The sequence below is a fragment of the Corynebacterium sp. CCUG 71335 genome (genome assembly GCF_024454075.1).
In the GTDB taxonomy this organism is placed as follows: Bacteria; Actinomycetota; Actinomycetes; order Mycobacteriales; family Mycobacteriaceae; genus Corynebacterium; species Corynebacterium genitalium.
The window spans coordinates 154851-168249 of the sequence record NZ_JAGPYY010000002.1; the positions used below are offsets into that span (position 1 = coordinate 154851).

Annotated in this window: 13 protein-coding genes and 2 riboswitches; of the genes, 7 read left to right on the forward strand and 6 right to left on the reverse strand. The window is 63.0% G+C overall.

The features are described from left to right. Nucleotides 1-3: 3 nt before the first annotated feature. Complete coding sequence (gene gyrA, locus KBX19_RS02260) at nt 4-2631, reverse strand: DNA gyrase subunit A (protein ID WP_255997243.1); 2628 nt, start codon at nt 2629-2631, stop codon at nt 4-6. A 100-nt stretch (nt 2632-2731) separates the two neighbouring features. On the opposite strand from gyrA, the gene KBX19_RS02265 reads away from it, so the two are divergent. From KBX19_RS02265 to tenA, 7 genes are all read left to right on the forward strand, one after another. Then, nucleotides 2732-2953 carry a CopG family transcriptional regulator gene (locus KBX19_RS02265; protein WP_255994649.1) on the forward strand — a complete coding sequence of 74 codons (222 nt, stop codon included), beginning with the start codon at nt 2732-2734 and terminating at the stop codon, nt 2951-2953. Between the two features lie 355 nt (nt 2954-3308). After that, the gene (locus KBX19_RS02270) at nt 3309-3581 is read left to right on the forward strand and encodes a TetR family transcriptional regulator (RefSeq protein WP_255994648.1); all 273 of its coding nucleotides are present in this window, start codon (nt 3309-3311) and stop codon (nt 3579-3581) included. 65 nt (nt 3582-3646) lie between these two features. Continuing rightward, on the forward strand, nt 3647-4768 hold the full coding sequence (locus KBX19_RS02275; protein WP_005287651.1) for a YPDG domain-containing protein: 1122 nt from the start codon (nt 3647-3649) through the stop codon (nt 4766-4768). A gap of 76 nt (nt 4769-4844) precedes the next feature. After that, nucleotides 4845-5288: a hypothetical protein gene (locus tag KBX19_RS02280; RefSeq protein ID WP_005287654.1), complete on the forward strand. Its 444-nt coding sequence runs from the start codon at nt 4845-4847 to the stop codon at nt 5286-5288. A 2-nt stretch (nt 5289-5290) separates the two neighbouring features. Beyond that, entirely contained in the window at nt 5291-5617 is a 327-nt protein-coding gene (locus KBX19_RS02285; protein WP_005287657.1) for a hypothetical protein, read from the forward strand. Nucleotides 5618-5814: 197 nt separating this feature from the next. Beyond that, nucleotides 5815-5913: riboswitch (TPP riboswitch) on the forward strand. Continuing rightward, nucleotides 5904-6572, forward strand: coding sequence for a TenA family protein (locus KBX19_RS02290; RefSeq protein WP_255994647.1), 669 nt, complete (start codon nt 5904-5906; stop codon nt 6570-6572). Its footprint overlaps the riboswitch before it by 10 nt. An 8-nt stretch (nt 6573-6580) precedes the next feature. Next, entirely contained in the window at nt 6581-7276 is a 696-nt protein-coding gene (gene tenA, locus KBX19_RS02295; RefSeq protein ID WP_255994646.1) for a thiaminase II, read from the forward strand. Here tenA and KBX19_RS02300 read toward each other — a convergent pair. The 5 genes from KBX19_RS02300 to gyrB all read right to left on the reverse strand — a co-directional run bounded on the left by KBX19_RS02300 (nt 7273) and on the right by gyrB (nt 13348). After that, nucleotides 7273-8016 carry an ABC transporter ATP-binding protein gene (locus KBX19_RS02300; RefSeq protein WP_005287667.1) on the reverse strand — a complete coding sequence of 248 codons (744 nt, stop codon included), beginning with the start codon at nt 8014-8016 and terminating at the stop codon, nt 7273-7275. The two genes, tenA and KBX19_RS02300, sit on opposite strands and share 4 nt — an antisense overlap. Continuing rightward, the gene (locus tag KBX19_RS02305) at nt 8009-8782 is read right to left on the reverse strand and encodes an ABC transporter permease (protein WP_005287669.1); all 774 of its coding nucleotides are present in this window, start codon (nt 8780-8782) and stop codon (nt 8009-8011) included. Before KBX19_RS02305 ends, KBX19_RS02300 begins: the two co-directional genes overlap by 8 nt. Beyond that, nucleotides 8763-9803 (reverse strand): ABC transporter substrate-binding protein, encoded by a 1041-nt coding sequence (locus tag KBX19_RS02310; protein ID WP_005287672.1) that lies wholly within the window; start codon nt 9801-9803, stop codon nt 8763-8765. Before KBX19_RS02310 ends, KBX19_RS02305 begins: the two co-directional genes overlap by 20 nt. Before the next feature lie 62 nt (nt 9804-9865). Continuing rightward, nucleotides 9866-9959, reverse strand: a riboswitch (TPP riboswitch). A gap of 392 nt (nt 9960-10351) precedes the next feature. Next, complete coding sequence (locus tag KBX19_RS02315) at nt 10352-11230, reverse strand: alpha/beta fold hydrolase (RefSeq protein ID WP_255994645.1); 879 nt, start codon at nt 11228-11230, stop codon at nt 10352-10354. A 57-nt stretch (nt 11231-11287) separates the two neighbouring features. Further along, nucleotides 11288-13348: a DNA topoisomerase (ATP-hydrolyzing) subunit B gene (gene gyrB / locus KBX19_RS02320; RefSeq protein WP_255994644.1), complete on the reverse strand. Its 2061-nt coding sequence runs from the start codon at nt 13346-13348 to the stop codon at nt 11288-11290. Nucleotides 13349-13399 lie beyond the last annotated feature (51 nt).

Here is a 13399-nt window from a genome sequence, read left to right on the forward strand (position 1 = left end):
GGCCTACTCCTCATCCTCGTAGTCGTGCGACTCCCCGACCTCGTCGGTCTCCACGGAGTTCACGTTCACCGCCGTGCCGGAGACTTCGGTGGAGGCGGCGCTGGAGACGGTGTCAGAGACCTCCTCGAGGGTCTTCTCACCCTTGGCCACTGCGGTGGCTTCCTGCTCGCCTTCGTCCTCGACGTTGACGTCGATAGCAAGCAGCTCAACGTCGTCACCGAGGTCCACCAGGCGCACTCCCATCGTCGCGCGTGACGACGGCCGAATCTGGTTCACCTCCGTACGAATCACCCCACCAGCTGACGTGATGGCGAAGATCTGGTCATCCTCCTCCACTGCCAGGGCACCGATGAGCTTGCCGCGCTTCGGGGTGTACTTGAACGTCATCACGCCCATGCCGCCACGGCCCTGCGGGTTGTACTCCGCGATCGGGGTGCGCTTGCCGTAGCCGCCGGAGGTGGCCACCAGCAGGTACTGGCCGTCGGACACGGTGGTCATGGCCAACAGCTGGTCGTCGCCGCGGAAGCGCATCCCCTTCACACCGGCGGTGGCGCGGCCCATCGGGCGCAGCTGCTCGTCGTCGGCGGTGAAGCGGATGGACTGGCCCTGCTCGGAGACGAGCAGAATGTCGTCGTCATCGCCCACCAAGGACGCGCCGATCAGGGTGTCGCCCTCGTTGAGGTTGATGGCGATCAAGCCGGCGGAACGAGCGGACTCGTAATCGGTCAGGCGGGACTTCTTCACGCGGCCGTCGCGGGTAGCCAGCACCAGGTACGGGGCGTCCTGGTAGGTCTGGATCTGGATGACCTGGGCGATCTTCTCCTCCGGCTGGAATTCCAGCAGGTTGGCCACGTGCTGGCCGCGGGCGGCGCGGCCCGCCTCCGGCAGCTCGTAGGCCTTCAACCGGTAGACGCGGCCGAAGTTGGTGAAAAAGAGGATCCAGTCGTGCGTGGAGCAGACGAAGAAGTTCTTCACCACGTCGTCCTGCTTCAGCTCGGCACCGCGCACGCCCTTGCCGCCGCGCTTCTGCGACTTGTAGGCGTCCACCTTGGTGCGCTTGGCGTAGCCGGTCGCAGTGATGGTGACCACGACGTTCTCACGGGCAATGAGGTCTTCCTCGGTCACGTCGCCGGTAGCGGCGACGAGTTTGGTGCGGCGTTCATCGCCGTGCTTATCGACGACCTCGCGCAGCTCGTCAGCCACAATCGCACGCTGGCGCTCCGGCTTGGCCAGGATGTCCTTGTAGTCAGCAATCTCGGCCTCGATGGCAGCGAGATCGTCGACAATCTTCTGGCGCTCGAGGGCTGCCAGACGGCGCAGCTGCATCGCCAGGATGGCGTCGGCCTGGACCTCGTCGACGTCGAGAAGCGACATCAGGCCTTCGCGCGCTTCGTCGACCGTCGGGGAACGGCGGATCAGCGCGATGACCTCGTCGAGCATGTCCAGCGCCTTGACCAGGCCGCGCAGGATGTGGGCGCGCTTTTCGGCCTCGTCGAGGCGGAACTGGGTGCGCCTAACAATGACCTCGATCTGGTGCGCCACGTAGTAGCGCAGCATCTGGTCCAGGCGAAGGGTGCGGGGTACGCCGTCGACAAGCGAGAGCATGTTGGCGCTGAAGTTCGTCTCCAGCGGCGAGTGCTTGTACAGGTTATTCAGCACCACGCGCGGTACCGCATCGCGCTTGAGCGTGACCACGATACGCATGCCCACGCGGTCAGAGGACTCGTCCTCGATCTTCGAGATGCCGGTCATCTTGCCCGCAGCGACCTGCTCGGCGATGCCGGAGATGAAGTTGTCCGGGTTGACGTTGTACGGCAGCTCCGTGATCACGATGACCTGGCGCGTGCCCACCTCTTCAATCTCGGTCACACCGCGCATGCGGATCGAGCCGCGGCCGGTGGTGTACGCGTCGCGGATGCCGGAGTCGCCGACGATCATGCCGGCCGTCGGGAAGTCCGGGCCCTTCACACGCTCCATGCAGGCGTCGAGGGTGGTCTTCTCGTCCGCGTCGTGGTTGTCCAGGATCCAGTAAATGGCCTCCGCCAGCTCACCGAGGTTGTGCGGCGGGATGTTCGTGGCCATACCAACGGCGATACCGGACGAGCCGTTGAGCAGCAGGTTCGGCACACGCGACGGCAAAACGTCCGGCTCCTGAGCCTTGCCGTCGTAGTTCGGGGAGAAATCGACCGCGTTCTCACGGATATCGCGGACCATTTCCATCGCCAGCGGCGTCATCTTGCACTCGGTATAACGCATGGCCGCCGGGCCGTCGTTGCCGCGGGAGCCGAAGTTACCTTGGCCGTCAACAAGCGGATACCGCATGACCCACGGCTGCGCGAGGCGCACAAGCGTGTCATAAATCGCGGAGTCACCGTGCGGGTGGAACTGACCCATCGTGTCCGACACCGGGCGCGCGGACTTCACGTAGCTGCGCTCCGGACGGTACCCCGAGTCATACATCGCGTAAATAATGCGGCGGTGCACCGGCTTCATGCCGTCGCGCACATCAGGCAGCGCGCGGCCGACGATCACGCTCATCGCGTAATCGATGTAGCTGGTCTGCATCTCCTCATTGATATCGATGGGGAGAATGCGGTCGTAGGTGTCACCGCTCAAAGTGTCGTCACTCAATGTGAGACCTTTCTATCTCTGGACATGTCAGTGGTCAGTCTACGCACCACTGAGGCCATTCCCGAGATGGCGTGCGGTATCAGTTTGATACCATTCACGCATGGCAATGACGCTCAGACTGTCCACCGAGGAAGACCGCGCGCTCACTGTGCTCGCCTCCGCATGGGGGTGCTCAAAACAGGAAGCAGTCAAAAGAGCGGTCGCCATCGCAGCAGCTCGCATGCTTGACGACGCCACCGTCACCCAGCTCGCCCGCGACACCATCCCCGGATACACCGGGATGGAAGCCCGGATCCGTCGCGCCCGGCCAGGTGAGGGGTAGAGGTGCGTCTCGGGGTGGGCCTTCGCTCGCCCCTCGCCCGCCGGCCCTGCCCTCCCCTGGCCGCCGGGCCCTGCTTTCCGCTCCTAAACCCTTCGCCGCCGGGCCTCCTGCAAACGATGACAAACTCGATTGCAGGAGCGGGTTTGGCAAGGCCCCTCGAAGGCCATAAAACCGGGACCGGACGCCAGAACTAACCGATAGAAGACTCGCCGGAGGCGTCGTGCGGATTACTCGACAAGCTTGTCGTCGATCTAGACCAACGAAACGCTCTGACCTGCACCAACAGTTCCAGACAGAAATCCAGTTTGTAAACTTTTCCGCAGCGACCTGAAACCGCAGCACCCTTGAACCGCTCATGAAACCGCTCACGCCTGAACAACTGCTCATCATCGCTGACGAGTTCTGCGCCCACCACGGCGGCGCCATCCGCAGCTACTCCGCCCTGTGCGCTGCGGCCGCGATCCCCGGTGCTCGGATCGAGGGCATCCCGGTTTTCGACTCGCCGGTGGCGGCGGGTGAGGCTTTGGCTCGGGGCGTCGTCAAGCTTGAGCCGCTGCGTGGGGACAATAGCGCTTTCGCGTCGACCGCCCGGGATGTCTATGTACGTTGGGCTGAAACTATTTCATGACGTTTTGCTACTCTTCTGGCAGTCAATTTTAAGTATAAGAATCAGACTGCCTGGAGACCACAACCATGAAGATCACAATGCGGGCCATCGCGCTGGTTAGCGCTACCGCGCTCGTCGGTGCAGGCATTAGCGCACCCACCGCCCCGATTGCCACCGCCCAGACCACTGCGGGAAAAGCACCCGTTGGAGGCCTGACCTGGCCCGATGCCGAGACAGGCTTCGGCGGCGAAGTGCGCATTGTCCCGCAGGGCACCCCCGAGGGTGATTACCAGTTCTCCGTGCAGCCTGAGTATGCAGGCTTTAAATTTTCCGTTGACTCGGCAGGTGTCGTCACCGTTAAGGCACCGGTGAACAAGGAGAACAATTCCCAGAAGCGGATCGAGTTCCCCGTGACCGTGAAAACGCGCGCAGGCCGCCACGTTGGGTTTTACCAAGCCACGGTCACTGCGCAGCAAAAGCTGAACGAGCACAAAGCGGTGTGGGAATCGGTGACCATGCGCGGCAATGAGACAGCCACCGCCCGCCAGACCGCGTCCCTGCCTGCAGGCACGAGTTTCAAGATCCGCCACGACCTGAACCCGCAGCTTCGCAACACCGTGGAAGCGACTATAAATCACAAGGGCGACGTGACCGTTAAGCCGAAGGGCAATCTTCTGCCGGGTCGGTTCACCGTAGCCGTCGAAGTCTGGTTCCCGAACGGCAATACCCAGCTGGAGACGCTGTACTTCACCATCTCCGAGCAGGGACAGTGGCAGCGAGACAACGCCACGATCACGTACCCGACCGTGACAATCCCGGCCAACAAGGCTGGTAGCGCTGCTCCAACCAAGAAGAACGTTCCTGCCGGCACCACCTTCGCATTGGGGGAGGTCCCTAGCGGCTGGACTGCCTCGGTGGATCGCAGCACTGGCGTGGTGACCGCCAAGGCTCCCGCCAACTCCGGCCGGGGCGCAAGGGTGAAATTTTCGGTGATGGCCACTTTCCCTGATAATTCGAAGAAGGCGTCCCAGATCAGGTTCACCGTCGGTGAGTCCAGCCGGACTACCCCGAATCAGACCGGCCCAACCCTTGGCAACGGCTCATCGGGTGCCGGAATCCTGCTCGGTGCCTTGGCGCTGCTGGGTGCCGCCGGCGCGGCCATCTTCGCGTTCATGCAGAACAACGGCGGATTCCGCCTGCCGTTCTAAACTCACGCACGCCAGCAAGACCCCACCTCGACCCTTGCTGTGCGCGAGCTGTGCAGTTCTGCATACGATAGCTGGCATGAGTGACTTGAAAGCAATTCTCAACGACCCCACCCGCGACGCTGTCGTGGGCGACCTGACCAATCTGGCCAACGAAACTGTGTCCAACCAGTCCGGTGTGACTGGCATGGCAATCAAGGGAGCGGTTGGCGCTGCCACGCGTGTCGACGACGACGCCCTCCGCAAAGGCATCAACCAGCTCCTGCCCAACATCGTCGAGGAGCTGACTCCGCACTGGGACAAGTACCAGTCCGGCGGTGACAAGGACTCGTTCGGCGCCTACCTCGCCGCCAATGAGGACGAGGTCACCGATTCGGTGCTGAAAATCGGCGATTCGTTCGCGGATCGGGCGCCGGCGGCTGTGGGGAAGGTGTATTCGTCGCTACGCGGCAAGGTGGGCAAGATCGTGGCCCCGGTTTTGCCTGAGTTCGGCGACATCGTTGAACGCCACGCCAAGAGCTAACTATGAAGAAGCTCACCACTGCTTTCGCTGCGGCTGCGTTGTCGGCGTCGCTGCTCTCGGTTCCGGCTGCTCAGGCGGCTGATTCCAGTGGCAGCGGATCGGCGCTGCAGGCGTTCAGCTCAGCATCCTCGCAAAAGGACAACGCCGACAAGATCCCGGATGGCTGGGAAACGCCGAAAGAACCACCGCTCGGCAGCGCGTACACCGGCTTCGCGCCGATCTCGGTCGGGCTGGGTTTCGCGGCACTGGCTGTCCTTGCCGGGGCCATTCTCAAGCTGCCGCAGGTGCAGCAGGCTATCCAGGATTTCACCAAAAACCTGCAGTTTTAGGCCGCTGAGAAACTTTTCAACGCGGAAAGTGGCGCCCCTCCCCCACTGATGTTAAAGTTGTGAACCGTTGTGGTTGCAGTGACTGATGTGATTACGAGGCGCTGTGGCGGAAGGACTGCAACTTGAACCTGTACCGACTCCCCGCGGAGGCCGTGAAAACGGCGCCGCGGGGAGTCCGCGTTTCCGGTAGCGTGGACTCATACGACACGGGGTGCCGGGCAACTAGTCCGGCTGAGATCACACCCGCTGAACCTGATCGAATTCGAATTCGCGGAGGAATGTCCTTATGACTGATGCACGATTTACCGACGAGCTGCGCAACACCCACCGAGAAACGTGGGATGCAGCAGTCAATCACCGCTTTGTGCAGGAGCTTTTCGACGGCACCATTGACCCCGGCGTCATGGCCTCCTACTTGGTCCAGGACTACCGGTTCGTGGACAGCTTCCTGCAGTTGCTCGGCGCGGCTATGTCCACTGCGGACGATCTGGCGCCGCGCCTGCGCTTGGCCCAGTTCATCGGCGAGGTCGCAGGCGATGAGAACACCTACTTCCTGCGCTCTTTCGACGAGCTGGGCGTGAGCGAGCAGCAGCGCAAGGAGATCCCGGACTCGGACGCCACGGCAGGCTTCACCGGCCTGATGCGTGAGGCGGCGGAGACGCGCTCCTACGCGGCGGCGCTCGGTGTGCTGGTCGTCGCCGAGTGGCTCTACCTCGACTGGGCCGTCAAGGCCCCGGAGGATCGCCCGGAGAGCTTCGTCCACAACGAGTGGATTGAGCTGCACGACTACCCCGAATTCCACACCCTGGTGGAGTTCCTGCGTAGCGAGGTCGACCGCCTCGGCGAGAAGGACGAGGAGACCCGCCAGGTTCTCAGCGACTTCTTCGGCCGCGCGGTGGCACTTGAGCTCGACTTCTTCGACGCCGCCTACGCCGAGCCGATCAACACTAACTAGGAGCAACCATGACCACGCTGTATGAAGAACTGAAGTCCCGCGCGCCGGAGTGGGAGGAATACACGAAGCACGAGTTCGTGGAAAAGCTTGGCGACGGCACACTGCCCCTCGAAGCTTTCCAAGACTACCTCGTGCAGGATTACCTCTTCCTCGTGCACTTCGCCCGGGCGCATGCCCTGGCCGCGTTCAAGAGCCGTCGTCTGTCGGAGATTGAAGCCGTGAGCACCGCGATGTCCGGCATTATCGACGAGACGAAGCTGCACCGGAAGCTCACCGCCGAGTGGGGCATTTCCGAAGACGAGCTCGACCGCGCCCCGGAGAAGATGGGCACCGTGGCTTACACCCGCTACGTGATCGACACGGGTCTGGCCGGTGACGTGCTGGAGCTGCAGATTGCGTTGGCTCCGTGCCAGATCGGGTACGCCGAGATCGGCACATACCTTGCCCCGCGCCTGGAGGGCCGCAAGGATCACCCGTACAGCGACTGGATCACCACCTACGCCGCCGAGGACTTCCAAGGCATGGGCCAGGCATCCATCGAGACGCTGGACCGGCTTGCCGAGATGCCCGCCGAGGACCTCGTGGGGACACCGCGGTTTGAGCGCCTGCTGGACATCTTCCGCACCGCATCGCGCCTCGAGCGCGACTTTTGGCAGCAGGCGCTCGATTCCGTGGGGTCAGCCCACGGAATCAAAGAAAGTTAAAGCAGCGACAGGATCTGCCGTTCGTATTCACCGAACTCCGGGGATGCGAGCACATCGATCCCGCGGGGGCGAGGCAAGTCGATCTCCACGATCTCGCGCACCGTGGCCGGCCGCGGGCTGAACACGACCACGCGGTCAGACAGCATGACGGCCTCGCGCACGTCGTGGGTGATCAGCAGCGCCGTCCACGAGTTGTCGGCCCACACCTGCTGCATCCACGTTTGGAGTTCTTGACGGGTGAGGTAGTCGAGGGCGCCGAACGGCTCATCAAGAAGCAGGGTGCTGCGCTCCTGCACCACCGTGCGCAGCAGCGCGGCACGTTGGCGCATGCCGCCGGACAACTCGAAGGGCAACGAGTCCTCGAAACCGTCCAGGCCGAAGCGGGGGAACCATGCGCGGGCCCGGGCGCGCGCTTCCTTCCGCGGCACGCCTTGGACTTCCAACCCGAGTGCCGCGTTCGCCAAGATGCTGCGCCATGGGAAGAGCAAGTCCTTTTGGGGCATGTAGGCGGTGAGGTCGCGGCGGCCGGCGGCGGGGGTGCCGTCGAAAAGCACTGTGCCTGCGCCGGGCGCGTCGAGGCCTGCGATGATGTTGAACAGCGTTGATTTGCCCGCGCCCGATGGCCCGACGAGGGAGACGAACTCCCCCGGCGCGACGTCGAAGGAGACACCGTCAAGCACGTGCAACGCCCCGAATGTGCGGCTGACGGACTGGAGTGAGAGGCGGGGTGTTTCAGCCACGGCGCGCCCTCCTTTCGGCCGCGTGCCACGGAATGACGGCACGCTCAATGAGGTACGTGGAAAGGTACAGCGCGATGCTGAGCACCGCCGTCACGGCCACCGCCGCGAGCACGAGGTCCGTCCGGAACGCGTTCTTCTGCACGCTCATGTAAATGCCCAAGCCCTGGCGCGCACCAACGTACTCAGCGAAAATCGCGCCCGTCACGGCGTAGGTGATGCCAATGCGTAAGGACGTGAAGAACGACGGGAGAGCCGACGGCAACCTCACCAAACTGAATTCCTGCCAGCGGCTGGCCCCCATGGAACGCAACAGGTTCGACGCTTCGCGGTCAGTGCGGTCAAAACCCTCGATCAGCCCGATGGCCACCGGGAAGAACGTGACCAGAGCGACCACGAGCATCTTCGGCAGCATGCCGAAGCCGAACCAAATGATCATCAGCGGAGCGATGGCGATCACGGGGATCGTCTGCGAGGCCACCAGCAGCGGGATGAGGCCGCGCTTGAGTGTGGGCGAGAAGTCCACCGCGATGGCAATGAACCACGCGCACACCATAGACAGCGCGAAGCCAGCGAGCGTGACGCCCAGCGTGGACGCGGCGTGGCCGGCAATGACCTCGCGCTGCTCCCACCCGGCGGTGACCACCCGGCTGGGCGCCGGGAGGATCTGCGGGCGGACCCCGGTCAGGCGCACGGCAGCCTCCCACACCGCAATGAGGGCGGTGAGGAAGACGACCGGCGTGACGACGCTAATCCGCGAGGTATTCATTGGTGAAGTAGGTCGACCAGTCCGGGTCCTCGGTCAGCGGCTTGTTGTTGGCATCCACAAGCAGGCCCTGCTCCCCCAGGAACGTGCCCAGCTCAGCCCAGTGCTCCTCGGTTTGGCGGCCGAACTTGCCGCCCTCATCGAGCATGTACTTCTCGGCGAGCATGCGCTGGCTGCGCTTGAGGAAGTCCACGTCCGTCAGCAGGTCCGAGTTCTCCTCGTGCAGGATCTGGGCTGCAGCATCCGGGTCATCGACCGAGTCTTGGTAGCCGCGCTGGAGTGCCTGGACGAACTTCTTCGCCTGCTCCGGGTTCTTCTCCAGCCAGGTGCCGTTGCCCAGGATGATCACGTTGTAGCAGTCCGGGAAGCCGTAGTCGGTGTAGGCGAAGTTCTTCAGCTCGACGCCGCGATCTGCGGCCTCAATGCCCTCCCAGGCGACGAAGGGGACGGTAAAGTCCACGTCGCCGTTGTACAGCGCCTCATACGCGCTGGTGCCCAGGGTGACGGTCTCGATGTCGCCCTTGCCGCCGGCGGCCTGGATGACGCCGCGCATGGTGGCTTCCTCCGACGGGTTAGCGAAGCCGCCGTAGGTCAGGCCGTCCAGGTCAGCCGGGCTCTTGATCTCGTCGCGGTCCGCCAAAACGGAGACCTCAGTGGACCAGGTCTGCTGGACCGCGAGGACCGAGCGCACGTCTGCCCCAGCAGCCATAGTGATCGTAGCGGTGTCCTGGAAGCTCACGCCGAACTCCGCCTGCCCGGCATCGACCATGAGATCCGGGTTGGAGTCGTTGTACGGCAGAACCTCCACATCCAAACCGGCGTCTTTGAAGTAGCCCTTGTTGATGGCCACGTACAGGCCAGTGTGGTTCGTGTTCGGCGTCCAGTCCAGCGCGATGCGGATCTTGTCGCCGCCAGCGCCGCCGGCACCACCGCCTGCCTGGTCTGCACTGTCCGCGCATGCGGTGAGCATGAACACTCCCGCCAACGCAGCCATGAACACTGCGAGCTTTTTGGAGATCTTCATTGTCCTCGGGCCTTTCTTTCCTCCTGGCGAAAGGCCCACGGGTGCACGCGCACTGGTGCGCAGGAGCGTCCCCGTGACATTCCCTCCGCCAGTCCAAACTGGATCAGGTTCAACGGGTCTTATCTCAGCCCCCAGAGGGCACCCCGTGTCACGTGTCTCTTTTTATACCAGCCGGGAGTGACCGCCGAGGGAGAATCGTTGAAAACATCCCCAGGGAAGGCGAAAGGCGGCCACCGAAAAGGGTGACCGCCTTAGCGTTATCTTCGGTTACTCGGAGCCGGGCGCTGCTGGCTCAGCCTCCGGCGCAGGGACCGTGCCCGCGCTGGAACCGGAGCTGCCCCGGTCGGAAGAACCTGAGGAACCGGAGGATCCAGACGATACTTTTGCACAATCGGTACGTAACTACTAGCTCGGTTTACGTGTATAAACAGGTGACGCTACGGAACCGGGTGAAGCTTAGAACGGGCTTAAGCATTCACCAGTTTTTCGGCTAAAACCTCAGGCGGTATCGGGACGGTAACTGCCTTCAGCGACGGGGTTTCGTGGGACTAGATTTGCTGCGCGACGAACTCCTCGAAACGGTCCGCCACGATTCTCGGCTCACGAGCCCAGCGGTTGTGGCCCAGTCGGCCGGGAAGCTCCTCGGCCTTACGTGGTGCTTTCTCTAGGTGCTCGAGAAGGTACTCGCAGGATTCAAGGGTGCACTCGGAATCGTTCGCAAACCGGGTCAGCAGCACCGGGACGCGGACGTTCTTGATTTCCTCGGCGTAGTTGATGTCCTGACCCTGAAGATCCGCGATAGTGTTCATGCGGCTAAAGCGCGACCACTCGTACACATGCCGACCCGACTGGCGACCATAGCCGGCGATGTCTAATGCGCCGCCCGGCCACACGCCGCGCAGCTTGGCCACCTGGCCCATCATCTGCCCGCCAAGCAGAGCGCGCACGTGGTCCTTCCCGGTGAAACCGCGGTGGTAGGGGCTGCCGGAACCGACTCCCATCAGACCCTGGACGTTGAGCTCTTTAGCCTCCGGCCGTGCCAGGAACATCGAGCCCACCTGGCCGCCCATGGAGTGTGTCAGCAGATAAGTGGGATGGTTGGGCTGAAGCGAGAGCTCCTTCTTCGCCGCCTTGATGCCCTCCGGGTAATCCTCCGATGCCAAGTTGTGGTAGCCCCACTGGTTATCCGGCATCGCTTTCGTGGTGTTCGTGCCCTGGCCGCGCAACTCACCGATAGCCACGTAGTACCCGCGCGACGCCAGTTCCTTCGCCAACGGACGGTAATACCGCGCACCCATGCCGAACCCGGGCCACATCATCACCAGCGGCGCGCCGGCGCGCGGCTCTTTCGGCTCGAAACAATAAACCGTGCTCACAGAGTGATCCGGCAGGTACGACAAGGTGTAATGCTCATCCACGGACGTCATGCAGGCTATTGTGCCAGCACTGGCGGGGAGAGCGCCCAAGTTTGAGGGGAAAACCTCCTAAACGTCGAGAAAGCGCACGTCCTTCGCCTTGCGGGTAATGAAGGACCGGCGGGCAGCGACATCATCGCCCATGAGGATAGAGAAGAGTTCGTCGGCGCGCTGGGCATCCTCAAGCTCGACGCGGCGCAAGATGCGGTTCTCCGGATCGAGGGTGGTCTCCCACAGCTCGCCCGGGTTCATCTCGCCGAGACCCTTGTAGCGCTGAATACCGTCGTCGGTGTTGATCTTGCGGCCCTCGTTGAGGCCCTCTTCCAGCTCAGCGTCGCGCTCCGCATCGGAGTAGGCGTAACCCGGCTCGCCCTTATGCCACTTCAGCTTGTACAGCGGCGGGTTGGCCAAAAACACGTGGCCATCGCCGATGAGCTCCGGCATGAGGCGGTAGAGCAGCGTGAGCAGCAACGTCGCAATGTGCTGGCCGTCCACATCGGCGTCGGCCATGAGCACGATCTTGTGGTAGCGCAGCTTGGAGATGTCGAATTCGTCGTTGATGCCCGTGCCCAGCGCCGTGATGATCGCCTGGACCTCATTGTTGCTCAGCACGCGGTCAAGGCGCGCCTTCTCCACATTCAGAATCTTGCCGCGCAGAGGGAGAATGGCCTGGTACATCGAGTCGCGGCCCTGCTTGGCCGAACCGCCCGCGGAGTCGCCCTCCACAATGAACAGCTCCGAGGCCACCGGGTCCTTCGAGCGGCAGTCGGCGAGCTTGCCGGGCAAACCGCCCAGATCGGTTGCGGACTTGCGGCGCACCGACTCACGGGCCTTGCGCGCAGCCTCACGAGCCTGAGAGGAAGACACGGCCTTTTTGATGATGACTTTTGCCTCCGCCGGGTTTGCATCGAACCAGTCGTTGAGGTGCTCGTTCACCGCACGCTGCACAAAGCCCTTGATTTCGGAGTTGCCCAGCTTGGTCTTGGTCTGGCCCTCGAACTGCGGGTCGCCCACGCGCACAGAGATCACGGCGGCCAGGCCCTCGCGACAGTCGTCGCCGGTGAGGTTCGGGTCCTTGTCCTTGATCAGCTTGTGCTCGCGCGCGTACCGGTTCATCAGGGAGGTCAGTGCCGCGCGGAAGCCCTCCTCGTGCGTGCCGCCCTCGTGCGTGTTGATCGTGTTGGCAAAGGTGTGGACAGACTCCTTGAAGCCGCCGTTCCACTGCATCGCAATCTCGAGCTCGTGGTCAGTACCCTTCGCCTCAAAACCGACGATGGTCGGGTGAATCGCCGTCTTCGTGCGGTTGAGGTAGTTCACGTAATCCACCAGCCCGTTCGGGTAGTGGTAGGTGACTTTCTTCTCGCGCTTCTTCTTCGAGGTCGGAGCGACGTCGCCGTCTTCGTGCTTATCGACGACATCCTCATCCGCAAACGAATCCCCCTCCACAACCTGAGCCGTGTCGCCTTCTTCGGCGATCGCCTCAAGCTCGAGCTCTTCATCGGAGACGCGCTCGTCCTTCAGGGTGATGGTCAGACCCTTGTTCAGGAAGGCCATTTCCTGCAGGCGGCGGGAAATGGTGTCGTAGTCGAACTCGACAGTCTCGAAGATCTCCGCGTCCGGCCAAAACCGGATCGACGTTCCAGTGCCGCGGGCGTTATCGCCCTCGACCAGGTCGTCCGGGATCGCGTTGGTGAAGTTCTGGTACCAGTGCTTGCCATCGCGCTTGATGTCCGCTTCAACGCGGGTGGACAGCGCATTCACCACAGAGATACCCACACCGTGGAGACCACCGGAAACAGCATAAGACTCGGAGTCGAATTTGCCGCCGGCGTGCAGTTGGGTCATGACCACCTGGACTGTCGGCGCGCCCGACGGGTGCATTTCCACGGGGATGCCGCGGCCGTTGTCCACGACCTGAACTCCGCCGTCGGCAAGCAGCGTGACCTCGACCTTGTCCGCGTGACCTGCCATTGCCTCATCGACGGAGTTGTCCACGACCTCCCACACGAGGTGGTGTAGGCCGCGACTGCCGGTGGAACCGATGTACATACCGGGACGCTTGCGGACGGCCTCCAGCCCCTCGAGGATGGTGATCGATGACGCGTCGTAGTTCGGTTGTTGCTCAGCCACGTGAACGACTCTCCTTGGAAAAAGCTTGCTTAACCGTGGTTATTTTACATG

What these genes read in the sequence shown, in the direction of transcription:
- KBX19_RS02265 (WP_255994649.1), top strand. Translation starts at nt 2,732, where the DNA reads ATGGCAATGACGCTCAGACTGTCCACCGAGGAAGACCGCGCGCTCACT.
- KBX19_RS02270 (WP_255994648.1), top strand. Translation starts at nt 3,309, where the DNA reads ATGAAACCGCTCACGCCTGAACAACTGCTCATCATCGCTGACGAGTTC.
- KBX19_RS02275 (WP_005287651.1), top strand. Translation starts at nt 3,647, where the DNA reads ATGAAGATCACAATGCGGGCCATCGCGCTGGTTAGCGCTACCGCGCTC.
- KBX19_RS02280 (WP_005287654.1), top strand. Translation starts at nt 4,845, where the DNA reads ATGAGTGACTTGAAAGCAATTCTCAACGACCCCACCCGCGACGCTGTC.
- KBX19_RS02285 (WP_005287657.1), top strand. Translation starts at nt 5,291, where the DNA reads ATGAAGAAGCTCACCACTGCTTTCGCTGCGGCTGCGTTGTCGGCGTCG.
- KBX19_RS02290 (WP_255994647.1), top strand. Translation starts at nt 5,904, where the DNA reads ATGACTGATGCACGATTTACCGACGAGCTGCGCAACACCCACCGAGAA.
- tenA (WP_255994646.1), top strand. Translation starts at nt 6,581, where the DNA reads ATGACCACGCTGTATGAAGAACTGAAGTCCCGCGCGCCGGAGTGGGAG.
- KBX19_RS02305 (WP_005287669.1), bottom strand. Translation starts at nt 8,782, where the DNA reads ATGAATACCTCGCGGATTAGCGTCGTCACGCCGGTCGTCTTCCTCACC.
- KBX19_RS02310 (WP_005287672.1), bottom strand. Translation starts at nt 9,803, where the DNA reads ATGAAGATCTCCAAAAAGCTCGCAGTGTTCATGGCTGCGTTGGCGGGA.
- KBX19_RS02315 (WP_255994645.1), bottom strand. Translation starts at nt 11,230, where the DNA reads ATGACGTCCGTGGATGAGCATTACACCTTGTCGTACCTGCCGGATCAC.